Here is a 16,110-nt window from a genome sequence, read left to right as displayed (position 1 = left end):
TGGCGGTATGAAGATCCGCCGCGCCGCCTCCGCCGACGACGTGTTCGCCGCAGCGCACCTGTTCGACGCGCCGCCGCGGCCGGACGCGACCGCCCGGTTCCTGGCGCAGGATCACAGCCATCTGCTGATCGCCTACATCGGCGACCAGCCCGCCGGGTTCGTCTCCGGGGTGGAGACCACGCACCCGGACAAGGGCACCGAGATGTTCCTCTACGAGCTGGGCGTGGACGACGCGTTCCTGCGCCGCGGCATCGGCACCGCGTTGGTCGAGGCGTTGAAAGCCCTTGCCGTGGAACGGGCCTGCTACGCGATGTGGACCGGCACCGCCGCGGGGGACACGGCGGCGCAGGCCACCTACCGGAAGGCGGGCGGGTCGATCGACGACGGCGCCTTCGTGTCCTGGGACCTCTCCTAGGTCCAGACCGGTTCGTCCACTTCGGACACCTTGCCGTCCGCCCGGAAGTGCAGGAACCGGTCGAACGACTTCGCGAACCACCTGTCGTGCGTGACCGCGACGACCGTGCCCTCGAAGTCGTTCAGCGCGTTCTGCAACGCCTCCGCCGAGGCGAGGTCGAGGTTGTCCGTCGGCTCGTCGAGCAGCAGCAACGTCGCCCCGGACAGCTCCAGCAGCAGGATCTGGAACCGCGCCTGCTGCCCGCCGGAGAGGTTCTCGAACCGCTGGTCGCCCGCCTGGTGCAGGCCGTAGCGCTGCAGCACGGACATCGCCGCGCCCCGGTCCTTGCCGGTGCGCTGGCCCTCGCCGTGCCAGAGGATGTCCACGAGCGTGCGGCCGAGCCACTCCGGGTGCTCGTGCGTCTGAGCGAACAGGCCCGCCACGACCCGTGCGCCGAGCTTCCACTTGCCGGTGGTCCGCACGTCGTCGCCGCCGAGCAGCCGCAGGAAGTGGCTCTTGCCGGAGCCGTTCGCGCCCAGGACCGCGACCCGGTCGCCGAAGAAGATCTCCTGGGAGAACGGCTTCATCAGCCCGGTCAGCTCCAGGTCCTCGCACGTGATCGCGCGGATGCCGGTGCGGCCGCCCTTGAGGCGCGGGGTGACCTTCTCGTCCTGAGGGATCTCCGGCGGCGGGCCCGCCTGCTCGTACCGTTCGAGGCGCGCGGCCATGACCCGGTACTTCTGAGCCATCACCTCGGAGGACTTGGCCAGCTGCTGGAGCGTGCGGACGAGGTCCTTGAGCCGCTCGTGCTCCTCGTTCCAGCGCCGGTGATCTTCCAGCAGCCTGTCGATGCGTTTCGCTCGGGCGGCGTGCCAGGTGCCGAACGAGCCCGCGTGCGTCCACGTGGAATGCGCCTCGACCGTGACGACGTGCGTCGCGGCGGTGGACAGCAGCTCACGATCGTGGCTGACGACGAGAACGGCCTTGTCGGTGGCCTTGAGCCGGTCTTCCAGCCAGCGCTTGCCGGGGACGTCGAGGTAGTTGTCGGGCTCGTCGAGCAGCAGGACCTGCTCGTGGCCGCGCAGCAGGGTCTCCAGGACCAGCCGCTTCTGCTCACCGCCGGAGAGCGTGCGGACCTCGCGGAACCGGGCCCGGTCGTAGGGCAGGCCGAGGGCGGCGACGGTGACGGTGTCCCAGAGGACCTCCACGTCGTACCCGCCTGCCTCGCCGTAGCTGGCGAGGGCGTTCGCGTACCGCATCTGGGCGGCTTCGTCGTCGGTGTCCATCAGCGCGAGCTCGGCGTCGTCGAGCTCCTTGGACGCCTTGCGCAACGCCTCGGGGGCGACCGACAGCAACAGGTCGCGCACGAGCGAGTCGTCGCGGACGGAGCCGATGAACTGCGGCATCACCGCGAGCCCGCCCTGCACGTGCACGCTGCCCTGCTTCGGGGTGAGCTCCCCCGACAGGATCCGTTGCAGCGTCGTCTTGCCGGCACCGTTCGCGCCGACGAGCGCGACCACGGTCCCGCCGCTCACCTTGAACGAGACGTCGCGGAACAGCTCCCTGCCGTCAGGCAGGGCGTACGCGAGACCGTTCGATTCCAGATAACCCACGTCCGAGATGGTCGGGGTCGCCGGACGGGAACGCCAGCGAGTTTCCGGTCAGCGCAGGTGGAGCGGGTACCTGCGGAGCACCAGCACGCCGGACGTGACCAGGAGGCACTGGAAGGCGGGGCCGAGCGCGCCGATCACCGTCAGCAGCACCGTGAGACCGCCGAAGACGAACAGGAGGGAGTAGAACAGCCAGGGGCGCACCTGGCGGTTCATCGTGCGGGCGAGTCTCGGCTCGTCCGCGAGCAGCCGCTGTTCGATCTCCTCGAGCGAGCGGCGTTCGGCTTCACTCAGCATCAGTGCCTCCGGAGGACGTCGGGACGTCATCATTCCCGCCCGCCACCCAGTGGATACTCGAACGCCGCCGGAGTCAAACCCGAGAAAGCGCGACCAATCGGCTGACAGCCCGCAGGTACTTCTTGCGGTAACCGCCGCGCAGCATCTCCTCGGTGAACAGCTCCGAAAGCGGCTGCCCCGACACCGCGACCGGGATGTCGCGGTCGTAGAGCCGGTCGCCGAACGCCACGAGCCTCAGCCCGACGCTCTGGTCGGGTGCGGGCTTGACGTCCTTCAGGTGCACCGCGGTGACGCCGTCGAGCAGCCGGCCGTACTTCGACGGGTGGATGCGGGCGAGCGCCTTGCAGAGGTCGTCGAAGTCGTCGAGGGTCGAGCCCTCGGTGGCGGAGGCCTTGACGCTCAGATCGGTGTCCGACATCGGCGCCGGGGCTTCGGGCAGACCGCGGTGCCGGTAGTCGGGGCCGTCGACGCGCACGACGTCGAACTTCGAGGACATCGACTGGATCTCGCGCAGGAAGTCGGCGGCGGCGAACCGGCCCTCGCCGAGCTTGTCCGGCAGTGTGTTCGAGGTGGCCGCGACGTGCACGCCGGCCGCGATCAGCTCCTTGATCAGGCGCGTGACCAGCATCGTGTCGCCGGGGTCGTCGAGCTCGAACTCGTCGATGGCGAGCAGCTTGTGACCGGACAGCCGCTTCACGGCCTCGGGGAACGTCAGGACGCCGACCATGTTCGTCAGCTCGACGAACGTGCCGTACGCCTTGGGGCCGGGCACGGCGTGCCAGAGCGAGGCGAGCAGGTGGGTCTTGCCGACGCCGAAACCGCCGTCGAGGTAGAGGCCGAGCTTGCCCTCGTCGGAGTCCCTGGACCCGAACAGCGACCACTTCTTGCGGCGCACGCTGACCCGCGCGGCGAACAGGCGGCCCGCCTCGACCGCGGCGGCCTGCGAGGGCTCGTCCGGGTTGGGGATGTAGGTGTCGAAGCTGACCGAGTCGAACCTCGGTGGCGGTACCAGGCCCTCGATCAGTTCGTCGGCACCGATCTGGGGATCCCGGTCGGACAAGCGCATGCCCGCACCTTATCGGCGTGATGGGATGGCTCGGTGGAGATGTTGTGGCCCTCACCGGGCGTTGAGATGACCGACACAGCCCTCGAGTCGCTGTACGGGTATCCGGCGGACCGGACCTGGGTGACCGCGAACTTCGTGTCCAGCGTGGACGGCGCGGTGTCGGTCGACGGCCGGTCCGCCGGCCTCGGCTCGCCCGCGGACCGGCGGATCTACCTGCTCGGGCGCGAACTCGCCGACGTCGTGCTGGTCGGCTCGGCAACGGTGCTGGCCGAGGGCTACCGGGGTGCGAAGCGCGCCAGGCCGTTGCCGATCGCCGTGGTCACGGCACGCGGGTCGCTGACGCCGGACCTGCCGCTGTTCACCGACACCGCCGTGCCGCCGATCGTGATCACCACCGAGGCCGCCCGGATGCCCGCTCAGCCCGCCGACGTGATCATCGCCGGGGAGACCGAGGTGGATCTGGGCGTGGCGGTCGCCGAGCTCGCGGCACGGGGACTGCACCGCATCGACCTGGAGGGCGGGCCGCGGCTGTTCGGGTCGATGGTGGCCGCCGGTCTGGTGGACGCGCTGAACCTGACGGTGGCGCCCCTGCTCGCGGTGGGCGGCTCGTCGCGGATCGCGCACGGTCCGGTGATCCCGCCCGTGGATCTCGCACTGGCGTCGGTGCTGCGCGCGGACGACGTGCTGTTGCTGCGGTACCAGCGGCGCGATTCCAGCTGAAGAGGCAGGATGTGCGCGTGGACCTACCGCTGACACCGCCGCTGCAGCCGATGCTCGCCACCGCGGTGGACGGGATCCCGGACGACGCGAACCTGTTCTTCGAACCGAAGTGGGACGGGTTCCGCTGCGTGGTGTTCCGCTCCGGCGACGAGGTGCTGCTGCAGTCGCGCAGCGGCAAGCCGCTCAACCGCTACTTCCCCGAGGTCGTCGCCTCGATGCTGGACGTGCTGCCGGACCGCGTGGTCGTCGACGGCGAGCTGGTGGTCGCGAAGAACGACGAGCTGGACTTCGACGCGTTGTCCGAGCGCATCCACCCGGCCGCCTCGCGGGTGACGATGCTGGCGGAGTCGACGCCGGCCACGTTCGTCGCCTTCGACCTGCTCGCACTGGGGTCCGAGGTGCTGCTGGAGTCGCCGACGATCGCGCGGCGCGAGGCGTTGCTGAAGCTGCCGGGGCTGAACGTGACGCCGGCGACGACGTCCGTCGAGACGGCGCGGCAGTGGTTCACGCTGTTCGAGGGCGCCGGGCTGGACGGCGTGATGGGCAAGCCGTCGGACGGTCCGTACACGCCGGGCAAGCGTTCGATGATCAAGGTGAAGCACGCCCGCACCGCCGACGTCGTGCTCGCCGGGTTGCGCTGGCACAAGGACACCGAGCCCGGCACGGCGGTCGGCTCGTTGCTGCTCGGCGTCTACGACTCGGACGACCTGCTGCACCACATCGGCGTCTGCGGTTCGTTCAAGGCCGCCGAACGCCGGGAGCTCGCGGCCGAGCTGGCACCGTTGATCACCACGGGAGACCACCCGTGGGCGAACCCCGTGCCGGGCCAGCGGATCCCCGGCGAGATCAACCGGTGGCGCGGCAAGCAGGCCGAGTACGTGGCGCTGCGTCCCGAGCGGGTGCTGGAGATCCACTACACGCAGACGGAGGGCGAGCAGCCGGTGCGGTTGCGGCACAACGGCCAGTTCGCGCGGTGGCGCCCGGACCGCGAGCCGTTGTCGTGCCGCTACGACCAGCTGGAGGTCCCGGCCCGCTACGACGTGGCGTCGGTGCTGAAGGGCGAGCTCCGCGCCCGCTAGTGGCGCGGCCCAGCACGTCGGCTGGGTAATTCACGCTCAGCAGGACACCTCACGACACCGCCCCCACGCCCCCTTACATCCAGTACGAGGACGTGAGGCGGCGCCGCGATGCGCCCGTCTGACCGCGAATTCGCCCGGCAACGTGCTGGGCCACACCACTAGACGTCAGGCCTGGCCGAGCGCGTCGCACCGATCGACGCGATCACGACACAGCAGACGGCGGCCCACTGCGCCGCCTTGAGGTGCTCGCCGAGCAGCAGCAGGCCCGCGACCGCGGCGACCGCCGGTTCCATCGACATCAGGATCCCGAACACGCGCGGCGGCATGCGGCGCAACGCCTCCAGCTCCAGCGAGTACGGGACCACCGACGACATCAGCGCGACCGCAAACCCCGCCGCGAGCACCACCGGGTCCAGCATCGCCGTACCGGCCGAGCCGACGCCGAACGGCAGCGCGATCACCGCCCCGACCACCATCGCGAGCGCGAGGCCCTTTCCGTCGGTCGTCTGGCTGCCGAGCTTGGCCGTCACCAGGATGTACGCCGCCCAGCACGCGCCCGCGGCCAGCGCGAACAGCACGCCCGTCCACAACAGACCGCCCTGCACACCCGTGAGCAGCACCACTCCTACGCCCGCGAGCAACACCCACACGCCGTCGAGCCAGCGCCGTGAACCCGCGACGGCCACCGCGAGCGGCCCGAGGAACTCGATCGTGACGGCCGCGCCGAGCGGGATGCGGTCGAGCGCCGCGTAGAAGCAGAGGTTCATCGCCGCGAGCACCGCGCCGTAGGTGGCGACGGTGACGAGCGTGCGGCGGTCGAGCCGGAGGGACGGACGCCAGATCACGACCAGCACCAGTGCCGCCATGACCAGGCGCAACGTCACCGTGCCCGCCGCACCCGCGACCGTGAACAGCTGCTTCGCGAACGCGGCGCCGACCTGCACGCTGACGATGCCGAGGAGCACGAGCGCTGTCGGCGGGATGCCGCCCATGAGACGGGCGACGGGAAGCCGATCAGCGTGAGCCATGCACCCATCCTGACTCACTGGATTCTCACCTGTGGCGTGCGACGCTCAGCTTCCCGGAGTGTGAACGAGAGTGAGGAAATCTGTGCGTCGCGCTGCCTTGGCCCTACTGGCAGTGAGCGTGCTGACGGCGTGCAGCGCGGGACCCTCGACCAGGCCGGTGATCGCGGTCAAGGGCGAGGGCGACCAGCCCGTCGACCAGAGCACGCTCGCCGGGCCGCAGCCAGTGCCCCCGTTGAGCGAGTACAAGGCGGACTCGCTGCCGTGGTCGCCGTGCAACGAGCAGATGAAGGACCGCTTCGGCGCCGATGCCCCGCAGGGCGACCAGAAGTACGAATGCGCGCGCATGACCACCGTGCTCGACCCGCCGGGACGCCCCGGCCGCGGCACGATCGGCATCGCGCTGACCCGCGTCGGCACGGGCAAGAGCGCGCTGGTCGTGGTCAACGACCCCGGCGGCGAGCCCGGCACGCTGAAGGCCGCGCGGCTCGCGGCGGCGTTGCCGAAGGAGATCCTCAGCACGTTCACGATCATCGGCATGGACCGGCGGGGCACGGGCCGTTCGGACGGCATGGCGTGCGTACCGCAGGCCACGCGCGCGCAGCTCGTCGAGTACGACCCGGCCGAGGCCGAGCAGTCGACCCTCGTGGTCGCCGCGGGCGAGGCGTCCCAGGAGTGCGTGCTCGACCTCGAAGGCAGGCTGACCGCGTTCGACTCGTGGCGCGCGGCCGCCGACCTCGAACGCCTCCGCGACTACCTGGGCACCGACCGCCTCAACGCCATCGGCCTGGGCGAGGGCTCACGCGTCATCACGACCTACGCCCAGCGCTACCCGAACCGCATCGGCCGCACCGTCCTCGACGGCGCCCCGGACCCGACGCTCGACCAGGTGGGCGTCCTGGAGTCCCGCGCCGTCGCGGCGGAAGCGACGTTCGACGCGTTCGCCCGCGACTGCAAGACCAGGGGCTGCGCGCTCGCGAACCCGCGTGAGGACGTCACGGCACTCCTGACCCAGCTGCGAACCGGCCGCGTGCGCGGCGAGTACGTGGACCTGACCCCCGGCTCGGCCCTGAACGCGATCCTGGCGGGCCTGACCGACCGAGCCCGCTGGCCCGCCCTGGCCGACGCCGTGGTGAAGGCCCGCGCCGGCGACAGCACGGGCCTGTTCGCCCTGCTGGAACCGCTGGTCAACGACCTGGACGAGAACCCGCCGCGCTTCGACGCGGGCCTGATCATCGGCTGCAACGACACCGCCACCCGCATCCCACCGGACCGGGTGAAGGCCCTCGCCGCCGACTGGCAGTCGAAGCACGCGATGTTCGGCGCCGTGTTCGCCCGCATGCTGCTGCACTGCAACCCGTTCCCGCCGCCCAAGGCCGAGAAGGTCGACGCCCTGAAGAGCGCGCCGCCGATCGTGGTCCTGAGCACGGCCAACGACCTCTCCACCCCCGCGCCCGGCACCGAGCACACGGCGCAGCGGCTGCCGGGGTCGTCGCTGATCGGGTGGCAGGGCAGCGGGCACGGCGCGCTGACCCTGTCCGGGTGCGCGACCACGGCGGTGCGCGACTACCTGATCGACGCGAAGGTGCCGTCGAACGGCACCGTCTGCCCGCCCTGATCGAGGCTCCCCGGACGTCTGCGCCACCGCTGATCCGCCACATGGCTGATCAGCGGTGAGAGCCTTCGGCGTGGTGCCGGAAACTCCGTAACCTCGACAGGACCGCGACCCTGCGGGCGGCGGTCAGGATCGGAGCTGCGGCATGGGTGATGCGCCGACGAACCAGTTCCGTGGTCGCGCAAGCAATGTCATGCAGATCCACGACGTCCACGGCGATCTGTACCTGCACGAGCCTCAACCGTCCATCCGCCCGGTGGCCCCACACCAGCTTCCGGCCGACATCCGGCAGTTCAGCGGACGGGAAGAAGAACTGCGGCAGCTCGACGCGTTGCTGTACGCCGCGCCGACACCGCCCACCGCGGTGGTCGTCTGCGCGATCGCCGGCACCGCGGGTGTCGGCAAGACCGCTTTGGCCGTGCGATGGGCACACCGCGTACGCGACCGCTTCCCCGACGGCCAGTTGTACGTCGACCTGCTCGGATACTCGCCGGACGCACCGGTCCTGCCGGCTCGGGCCCTGGAAGGCTTTCTCCACGCGCTCGGCGTGTCCGGTGACGCCGTTCCGCCGGGACTCCACGACCAGGCCGCTCTCTACCGGTCGCTGCTGGACGGTCGCCGAATGCTCGTGGTGCTCGACAACGCGAGCTCCCCGGACCAGGTGCGCCCACTCCTGCCCGGCTCCGGCACCTGCTTCGCCCTCATCACCAGCCGCAGCGGCCTCGCAGGTCTCGTCGCCCGCAACGGCGCACAGCGACTGACCTTGGACCTGTTGTCCCACAACGACTCCCTTGACCTGCTTCGGGATCTTGCGGGTGCCGGCCGCGTCGAAGCCGACCCACACGCGGCCGCGACCCTGGTCGACCAGTGCGGCCGGCTGCCACTGGCACTGCGCGTGGCGGGCGAGCGGGCCGCGGCCGAGCCCGACCTCCCCCTGAGTGAACTCGCCGACGAACTGGAAGACGAGCGCGGCCGCCTCGACCGGTTGTCCAGCGACGACGGCGAAGACGAGAGCACCGCCGTCCGCGCGGTCTTCTCCTGGTCGTACCGCAGTCTGGCGCAGCCCGTCTCCAGGCTGTTCCGCCTGCTCGGACTGCACCCCGGACCCGACTTCGGCGTGCCGGTGGTGGCCGCGCTCGCCGATGTGGCTCTGCCACAGGCGAAGCGGCTCCTGCAGACACTCGCGGGCTCGCATCTGATCCAGGCGAGCGCTCCGGGCAGATACCGGTTCCACGACGTGTTGCGCCTCTACGCGACTGAGCTCGCCGAGTCGGAAGATCCGATCGAGGTGCGTCTGGAGGCGGCTCGCCGGATGCTCGTCTTCTACCTCCACTCAGCGCGCACCGCTGACCGCCTTCTCCTGCCACTGTTCACGGCCCCTGTGGCCGAACTGCCGGAACCGCCGGTCACCGCCCCGCCCTTCCACTCCCGCGACGAGGCCCTGACGTGGTGCGAGACCGAGGCGGCCAACCTGTCGGCGGCGGTCCGCCACGCGGCCCAACTCGGCGAACACGCGCTGGCAGCGCAGTTCCCCCGAGCTCTGTGGAGCTACTACGACCTGCGCAAACCCTGGACCGACTGGATCGCCACCTACGAAATCGGGGTGTCTTCCGCCCGGCTGACCGGCGACGACAGCAATCGTTCCTGGATCGTCCGATCGCTGGGCGTGGCGTACTACGACCTCCAGCAGTACGAGCAGGCCGCCGCGCTCTTCTCGGAGTCCCTGGCCATTCGCCGACGCATCGGGGACATCTCCAGCACTCCCGGCAGTCTGGACATGCTCGGTTCCACCTATCGCAAGCAGGGACGCTGCGACGCGGCGCTCGAATGCCACCGGGAAGCGCTCACGATCCGGCTCGAACGCGGGGACAAGCGCGGTATAGCCGTCACCCTGAACCGGCTGGGCTCGACGTATCGCGATCTCGGGCGTTTCGAGGAGTCCCTCGACCACCTGACCAGATCGCTCGCGCTCAGGCGAGAGATCGGCGATCTGCACGGACAGGGCTTCGCACTCCACAGCATCGGAGCCACCTACGAGCAACTCGGCCAGCTGGGTGACGCCACGGAGGCATACGAGCAGTCACTGGTCGTGCGCAGGGAGATCGGTGATCGGCGCGGAGAGGCGGAAATCCTCTACTGCCTCGGGAAGATCATGCTTCGCACCGGCAGGACCGGCAAGGCGCGCGAGGCGTGGACGGACGCTCTCGCCATCCTCGGCGATCTCGGCGCACCTCAAGCCGCAGACGTGGGCCGGCAGCTCCAGGCACTCGACCACGCCGACTCGAGTCCGGGCGCAGAAGAGGTGTAGAGGGGAACCGTTCGCGTGACCACGACGCGAACAGCTCCCCGCGCGAATCTTCGTGTCAGCAGCTCGAACAACAGCCGCAGCCGGGCCCCGTACACCCGGAACAGCACCCACACGTACCCATCGGGCCTCCCCGTCCTCCAAGCCGGACCTGCGCGGGACATCCGCGCACCTCACGGTCCGCCCCGGCACCAGCCCTGGGAACCCCTCTCACCCGAACGCGTGCGGACAACCACCGGGGCGTCGCAGCACGTGATCGCGCTACGCGCCCAGCTCCTCCAGGGCCTTCTGGGCTGCCTCCAGTTCGGCGCGCAGTTGCTCCACGCGGGCGAGCTGCTGGGCACGCGCCGCGTTCAGCACACCCTCGACGATCTCGGAGACCTCGGGCGTGAGCAGCTTCGCGGCCTGGGCCACCTGCGCGGGCGGCACCGGCGTCGGGCGGACCGTCCGGCGGGTGCCCTGCAGCACCTCCACGGCCCACTCGCCCTCGCCCGTCGTCACCAGCGTGATCGTGACCTCGGGGAAGGTGGTCTTCGCGGACTGCTTGCGCGCGGCGGGCTTCGCGGGCGCCTGCTCGGTGGGAGCGGGAGCGGGAGCGGGTGCGGGTTTCGGCTTGGGGGCCGCGGGCTTCACCGGCGCCTCCGGGACGTAGGGGTGGATGACCTCAGTCTCTCGCGGCGGTTCCGGCTGCGCTGGAGGAGGGGTCGCCGGCTTCTTGCGCGGCGGCGGCTTCTCCAGCGTCAGCTCGGCCGGGGAGAAGGACATCTCGTCCTTCGAGCCGGTGGGCCGGACCTGGATGAAGTCGCCTTCCGGAGGGTCGGTGACTGCCAGCAGCTTCGCCGACCTGCCCTCCTCCATGCCCACCGCGGCCGCCGTGAACCACACCATCGGCTGACTGCCCTCGTCCAACTGCGATCGCAGGTCGACGACGTCCTCCGCCGACAGCCCGCTCTTCTTCGCCATCGCGCTGCCTCCCCGTTCGAACACTTGTGCCCCAGCATGCCCTACACCTCCGACAATTCTGAGCACAGGGTCGGCAGCAAGATCATTACGGGTTTCCGTCCACCCCGCAGATGTACCCGGCGTTGATGCAGTTGGAGACACGCCGTTGCAGCTCAACGGGATCCCACGCGTTCATGAAGTCGCCGTGGAACGTGTAGCCCGGCGCGCTCGTGACGTTCGCACCGTTGAGGGTGCCTCCCAACGACAAGCCGGCACCGTTCACCGGATAGGTGATCAGGAACTCCAGCCGCGGCAGCACCACCGGGTGCGACGACGGGCAGACCAGCCCGATCGCGAACGTCATGTGGCCGCGGTGGTCGGCCGAGTCGAGGTCGCGGCCGTTCCAGCACGTCGGGAAGTCCAGGTAGGTCTCCACCTTCGTGCCGGGCGGGCAGTTCAGGAAGTCGCGGCTAGACGGCGCCTGCGTGGTGCACGACCACCGCGCCGCCGGATTCTCGGCGGGCGACGCGGCCTTCGCGTTGCCGACCACGTACCGCAGCCCCTGCGGAGGCGCGACCGCCCTCGTGCGGTCGTGAATGCCCTGGTAGTAGATGGTCACGCTCTCGGGCGCGACGGGCTGACCGAACTTGTGGAGCGTCGGCACCCAGTACGCCGACTTGTCCGAGATCGGGTTGCAGTTCGTCGTCCCGGCGCGCAACGACGTCAGCGTCGAGAACGCGTCCGTCGTCCGGTTGCCGAAGAACTCGTGCATGTGGGAGACGCCGGACTGGTTCTGGAACACGATCGGGTCATCTTGCCGGCGATGACTGGACGAGCAGGTCACCCGGAACTCCGACCCCGGAACCGCCTGCTGCTCCACCATCGCCCGCGCCTGCTCGGCGCTGTACACATGGCCGTGCCCCGCGTGGGAGACCGGTTGCCCCACCACGAAGCCCGCTGCCACGACCGCCATCGCCACCGCCGCGACGCCGATCGTTCCTCGAATACGCACGTGCATGGAAACTCCTCTCGCACCACAGTGTGTGAGAGCGCTCTCATGACAAGACGGTAAACCTACTTGCCTCTTCGTGTCCACGTGAGGCTTGGTCAGGTTTCGTCGTCTTCCCCTGCCCGCAGCCGGTACTCGCACCCGTACTCGACGGCGTACTGGAGGTCGTAGACGTGCACGATCTTGGGCCCGCCGTGCAGGTGCACGTACGTCACGGTCTGCTTCGGATCCTCGGGCGTGGACGGCAGCGAGTCGACCCTGCCGTCGAGGGGACCGCCGACGTACCGCACGACATAAGGCTGGGACATCACGACCTCCTCTCGCGTTCGGTCCAGTCTACGAGGTCGCTGACTGGATCCGTCCCCGATACAGCCGGTTGGCTCACTCACTCCCCGAACCACCGCACGGCGAGTTCGTCGAACGAATCCCCTTCAGGCATCTCACGCATGTGCTTCGGCATGTTGGAGTAGACGTGCAACAGCGCGTAGGCCATCACGCGCCGAGGATCCGGCACCCGCCCGTACGCCTCGACCAACGCCTTCCAACACCTCGCGTCGCCCTTGGTGACGAACAGCCCGACACTGGCGAACTCGTACTCGAACGCCCCGCGCATCGCCGGCTCGAAGTCGAACAGCCCGGAAAGTTTCCCGCTGCGCCGCAACAGATGTGCGCTCATCACCTCGGTGTGCAGCAACACCGGCAGCTCATCGCCGAGATCCACCCCGTCGAGAAACGCCGGAATCCGCTCCAGCCACCGCTCATCCAACCCGCGTTTCCGTTGCAGCTCAACGCATCCACGCCGCTGTCCGGCAACGAACGCCGCCCAGTCCCCCGGCCCCAGCACCGCGGGCGGCTCGATCGCGTGCAACGCCTTCAGCATCTCCCCGACCCCCGCACTGACCTCGACGTCCGGCACAGCGGGTTCCTCGCCGTGCAGCCGCGACATCAGCACGTACGCCCAGTCGTCGAGCACCCCGACGCCCTGCAACCGGGGAGTCGGCACCGGCAACCTGCCGTGCACCGCCTCCATCACCGCGACCTCGACCGGCACCTCGCCGTGGTACTGCAGCGGGAACAGCTTCAGCACCAGGTCGTGCCCGACGGCGAAGACGGGCAGCGACCCCGCCTCGAACCGCACCACGTCGCCGTCCAGCCCCAGGCGGTCGCGGTACGACTCGGCGTCCTGCTGCGTCGGCTCCATGCAGTGATCATCACCGATCGGGGCCGGCGAACGCCACCTCGCGGCGCCGTCACTCCTGCTTGCGGGCGCGGGAAGGCTGCACCCTCAACGGCTCGCCGGGCATCTTCGGGTAGTCCGGCGGGTACGGCATCTCGCCGCGCGGATCGGCCGCGTACCACTCCAGCAGCGTCTCGATCCCGAACGCCTCGGAGTCCAGCCCGGCGTGCAGGTCGCCGCGCTCCTCCAGGTACTTCGGCACGGTCAGCACGTCGAAGTCGTCCGGGTCCACAGTGGACAACTCGTCCCACGGCACCGGGGTCGAGACGGTCGCGCGCGCAGTCCCCCGAACAGACCAGGCGGAGGCGATCGTGCGGTCGCGGGCGGCCTGGTTGAAGTCGATGAAGACGCGCTCCCCGCGTTCTTCCTTCCACCAGGCCGAAGTCGCCTGGGAGGGGGCGCGCTTCTCCACCTCGCGGGCCAGTGCGATCACGGCGTGCCGGACGTCGATGAAGTCCCACTCCGGCCGGATCCGCACGGCGACGTGGATGCCGCGGCCGCCGGAGGTCTTCGGGTAGCCGGTCAGGCCCGCGTCGGCCAGCACCTCGCGCAGCACCAGGGCGACGCGGGCGGCGTCGGAGAAGTCGGTGCCCGGCTGCGGGTCGAGGTCGATGCGCAGTTCGTCCGGGTGGTCGACGTCGGCGCGGCGCACCGGCCACGGGTGGAAGTCGAACGTGCCGAGGTTCGCGGCCCAGACGATCACGGCCTCGGAGGTCGGGCAGATCTCGTCGGCGGGGCGGCCGGACGGGAACTTCACCTGCACGGTCTCCACATACGAGGGAGCGCCCTTGGGCACGCGCTTCTGGTAGAACGCCTCGCCCTCGACGCCGTCGACGTAGCGCTTCAGCACGACAGGGCGGTCGCGCAGCACCTGCAGCAGGGCCGGCGCCACCGTGCGGTAGTACTCGACCACCTGCCGCTTGGTGATGCCCCGCGCGGGGAAGTACGGCTTGTCCGGGTTGGACACCCGCACCAGCTGGTCACCGACCTCGAGCTCGATCGCCTTGGAAGCCACGGCAAAACACTAAAGGCCGCGCACGAACGCCGCGAGCGCCAGCTCGAAGCTGTCCCGGTCGAGTTCGCGGGCGACGCCCGGCAGCAGGTGGGCGCGGTCGAGGTGCGGGTAGCGGTCGGTGTAGTCCGCGGGATCGGCCGAGAACCCGCTGGAGAACGAGCTCAGGGCCGAGCCGAACACGATGTACATCAGGCCCGCGGCGATCATCGTGGCCTCACGGCGTGACCAGCCGGCGTCGACCAGGGCGCCGTGCAGCAGGTCAAGGCGCTGCAGTGACTCCTCGCGGCCCGCCGGGCCGTACGCCAGGAACGGAACGATGTTCGGGTGCGACGACAACGCGGCGCGGTACGAGCGTGCGCACCGGATCAGGCCCTCGCGCCAGTCGACCTCGAAGCCCGAGACGTCGACGGTCGACAGGACCGACGAGGCGATGTCGTTCAGCAGCTGGTCCTTGGTGCGGACGTGCCCGTACAGCGACGCGGCCTGCACGCCCAGCTCGGCGGCGAGCTTGCGCATCGACAGGCCGTCGAGGCCGTCTCGATCGATGATGGCCAGGGCCGCCGACCGGATGCGGTCGGAGCTCAGAAGGGGCGTGCTCGGCCGGGGCATGTGAGTTAACCTAACACTGTTCGGTTAGTCGGGAGGGCCTGTGGATCTAACGCTTTCGGACGAACACCGGCAGCTCAGGGAGCTGGCCCGGCGATTCACCGACGAACGCATCGTCCCCCATGCCACGCGCTGGGACCGCGACGAGGCGATCGACAGGGACCTGGTGCCCGCACTCGGCGAGGTCGGGTTCCTGGGGCTCGGGATCGACGAGCGCTACGGCGGCTCCGGCGGTGACAACCTCGCCTACTGCCTGGTCCTCGAAGAGATCGCCCGCGGCGACAGCGCGGTCCGGGGCATCATCTCCGTCTCGCTCGGCCTGGTCGCGAAGTCGATCGCCAAGCACGGCACCGAGGAGCAGAAACAACGCTGGCTGCCCGGCCTCACCGCAGGCACCCAGGTCGGCTGCTTCGCCCTCACCGAACCCGGCACCGGCAGCGACGCGGGCAGCCTCGTCACCAAGGCCACCAGGACGGACCACGGCTACCGGATCAACGGCCGCAAGGTCTTCATCACCAACGGCACGTGGGCCGACGTCGCGCTCGTGTTCGCCCGCACCGGCGGACCGGGCCCGAAGGGCATCAGCGCCTTCCTGGTCCCCACCGACTCGCCGGGCTTCACGGCCACCGAGATCAAGGGCAAGCTCGGCATGCGCGGCCAGGCCACCGCCGAGATCACCCTCGACGACGTCGAGGTGGCGGAGGACGCCCTGCTCAGCACCGAGGGCTTCAAGCTCGCGATGGGCTCGCTCGACAAGGGCCGCATGTCCGTCGCGGCGGGCTGCGTCGGTGCCGCGCGGGGCGCGCTCGAAGCCGCGCTGGAGTACGCCGGGCAACGCGAGCAGTTCGGCAAGCCCATCGCGGGCTTCCAGCTCGTCCAGGAACTCCTCGCGGACATGGCCGTGGAGACCGACGCCGCGCGGCTCCTCACCTGGCGGGTCGCCGACCTCGCCGATCGCGGCCAGCCGTTCCGCACCGAGGCGAGCATGGCCAAGCTCTTCGCCAGCGAGGCCGCGGTCAAGGTCGCCAACAACGCCATCCAGGTCTTCGGCGGCTACGGCTACATCGACGAGTACCCGGTGGGCAAGTACCTGCGGGACGCCCGTGTCACCACCCTCTACGAGGGCACCAGCCAGATCCAGAAACTGCTCATCGGTCGCGCGCTGACGGGCATCAACGCGTTCGCCTGAA

General features: G+C 70.0%; 16 protein-coding genes. 6 read left to right on the top strand and 10 right to left on the bottom strand.

Annotated elements, in window-relative coordinates; translation table 11 throughout:
- Positions 1 to 7 precede the first annotated feature (7 nt).
- Complete coding sequence (locus SK571_RS36455) at positions 8 to 415, top strand: GNAT family N-acetyltransferase (RefSeq protein ID WP_319988663.1); 408 nt, start codon at positions 8 to 10, stop codon at positions 413 to 415.
- On the opposite strand, the gene SK571_RS36450 is transcribed toward SK571_RS36455, so the two are convergent.
- The 3 genes from SK571_RS36450 to zapE all read right to left on the bottom strand — a co-directional run bounded on the left by SK571_RS36450 (position 412) and on the right by zapE (position 3,367).
- Positions 412 to 2,007, bottom strand: coding sequence for an ABC-F family ATP-binding cassette domain-containing protein (locus tag SK571_RS36450; RefSeq protein WP_319988662.1), 1,596 nt, complete (start codon positions 2,005 to 2,007; stop codon positions 412 to 414). The two genes, SK571_RS36455 and SK571_RS36450, sit on opposite strands and share 4 nt — an antisense overlap.
- Positions 2,008 to 2,055: 48 nt before the next feature.
- Positions 2,056 to 2,301 carry a DUF3040 domain-containing protein gene (locus SK571_RS36445; protein WP_319988661.1) on the bottom strand — a complete coding sequence of 82 codons (246 nt, stop codon included), beginning with the start codon at positions 2,299 to 2,301 and terminating at the stop codon, positions 2,056 to 2,058.
- Between the two features lie 73 nt (positions 2,302 to 2,374).
- On the bottom strand, positions 2,375 to 3,367 hold the full coding sequence (gene zapE / locus SK571_RS36440; RefSeq protein WP_319988660.1) for a cell division protein ZapE: 993 nt from the start codon (positions 3,365 to 3,367) through the stop codon (positions 2,375 to 2,377).
- 66 nt (positions 3,368 to 3,433) lie between these two features.
- Here zapE and SK571_RS36435 point away from each other — a divergent pair, with 66 nt between their 5' ends.
- Together SK571_RS36435 and SK571_RS36430 are read left to right on the top strand one after the other, a co-directional pair.
- Complete coding sequence (locus tag SK571_RS36435; protein WP_319988659.1) at positions 3,434 to 4,087, top strand: dihydrofolate reductase family protein; 654 nt, start codon at positions 3,434 to 3,436, stop codon at positions 4,085 to 4,087.
- A 17-nt stretch (positions 4,088 to 4,104) separates the two neighbouring features.
- Positions 4,105 to 5,166 (top strand): ATP-dependent DNA ligase, encoded by a 1,062-nt coding sequence (locus tag SK571_RS36430; RefSeq protein ID WP_319988658.1) that lies wholly within the window; start codon positions 4,105 to 4,107, stop codon positions 5,164 to 5,166.
- 158 nt (positions 5,167 to 5,324) lie between these two features.
- Here SK571_RS36430 and SK571_RS36425 read toward each other — a convergent pair whose 3' ends face one another.
- Positions 5,325 to 6,194, bottom strand: a complete 870-nt coding sequence (locus SK571_RS36425) for an EamA family transporter (protein ID WP_319988657.1) — start codon at positions 6,192 to 6,194, stop codon at positions 5,325 to 5,327.
- A 112-nt stretch (positions 6,195 to 6,306) separates the two neighbouring features.
- Between SK571_RS36425 and SK571_RS36420 the strand changes: the two genes are divergently transcribed.
- Together SK571_RS36420 and SK571_RS36415 are read left to right on the top strand one after the other, a co-directional pair.
- Positions 6,307 to 7,809, top strand: a complete 1,503-nt coding sequence (locus SK571_RS36420) for an alpha/beta hydrolase (protein WP_319988656.1) — start codon at positions 6,307 to 6,309, stop codon at positions 7,807 to 7,809.
- Positions 7,810 to 7,999: 190 nt separating this feature from the next.
- Positions 8,000 to 10,114: an ATP-binding protein gene (locus tag SK571_RS36415; protein WP_319988655.1), complete on the top strand. Its 2,115-nt coding sequence runs from the start codon at positions 8,000 to 8,002 to the stop codon at positions 10,112 to 10,114.
- Between the two features lie 258 nt (positions 10,115 to 10,372).
- On the opposite strand, the gene SK571_RS36410 is transcribed toward SK571_RS36415, so the two are convergent.
- The 6 genes from SK571_RS36410 to SK571_RS36385 form a co-directional block, all read right to left on the bottom strand.
- Positions 10,373 to 11,074 carry a DUF6319 family protein gene (locus SK571_RS36410; RefSeq protein ID WP_319988654.1) on the bottom strand — a complete coding sequence of 234 codons (702 nt, stop codon included), beginning with the start codon at positions 11,072 to 11,074 and terminating at the stop codon, positions 10,373 to 10,375.
- 85 nt (positions 11,075 to 11,159) lie between these two features.
- A complete protein-coding gene (locus tag SK571_RS36405) occupies positions 11,160 to 12,071 on the bottom strand; it encodes a DUF1996 domain-containing protein (RefSeq protein ID WP_319988653.1) in 912 nt (303 codons plus the stop codon).
- An 89-nt stretch (positions 12,072 to 12,160) separates the two neighbouring features.
- Entirely contained in the window at positions 12,161 to 12,370 is a 210-nt protein-coding gene (locus SK571_RS36400) for a hypothetical protein (RefSeq protein ID WP_319988652.1), read from the bottom strand.
- A gap of 77 nt (positions 12,371 to 12,447) precedes the next feature.
- On the bottom strand, positions 12,448 to 13,263 hold the full coding sequence (locus SK571_RS36395) for a phosphotransferase family protein (protein ID WP_319988651.1): 816 nt from the start codon (positions 13,261 to 13,263) through the stop codon (positions 12,448 to 12,450).
- A 49-nt stretch (positions 13,264 to 13,312) separates the two neighbouring features.
- Positions 13,313 to 14,314, bottom strand: a complete 1,002-nt coding sequence (gene ligD, locus SK571_RS36390; protein ID WP_319988650.1) for a non-homologous end-joining DNA ligase — start codon at positions 14,312 to 14,314, stop codon at positions 13,313 to 13,315.
- A 9-nt stretch (positions 14,315 to 14,323) separates the two neighbouring features.
- Positions 14,324 to 14,923 (bottom strand): TetR/AcrR family transcriptional regulator, encoded by a 600-nt coding sequence (locus tag SK571_RS36385; protein ID WP_319988649.1) that lies wholly within the window; start codon positions 14,921 to 14,923, stop codon positions 14,324 to 14,326.
- Between the two features lie 40 nt (positions 14,924 to 14,963).
- Between SK571_RS36385 and SK571_RS36380 the strand changes: the two genes are divergently transcribed.
- Positions 14,964 to 16,109: an acyl-CoA dehydrogenase family protein gene (locus tag SK571_RS36380; protein ID WP_319988648.1), complete on the top strand. Its 1,146-nt coding sequence runs from the start codon at positions 14,964 to 14,966 to the stop codon at positions 16,107 to 16,109.
- Position 16,110 lies beyond the last annotated feature (1 nt).

Source organism: Lentzea kristufekii (assembly GCF_033949925.1).
Lineage (GTDB): Bacteria > Actinomycetota > Actinomycetes > Mycobacteriales > Pseudonocardiaceae > Lentzea > Lentzea kristufekii.
The sequence above is the reverse complement of the archived record's forward strand: the minus strand, read 5'-3'. Positions and strand labels throughout refer to the sequence as shown.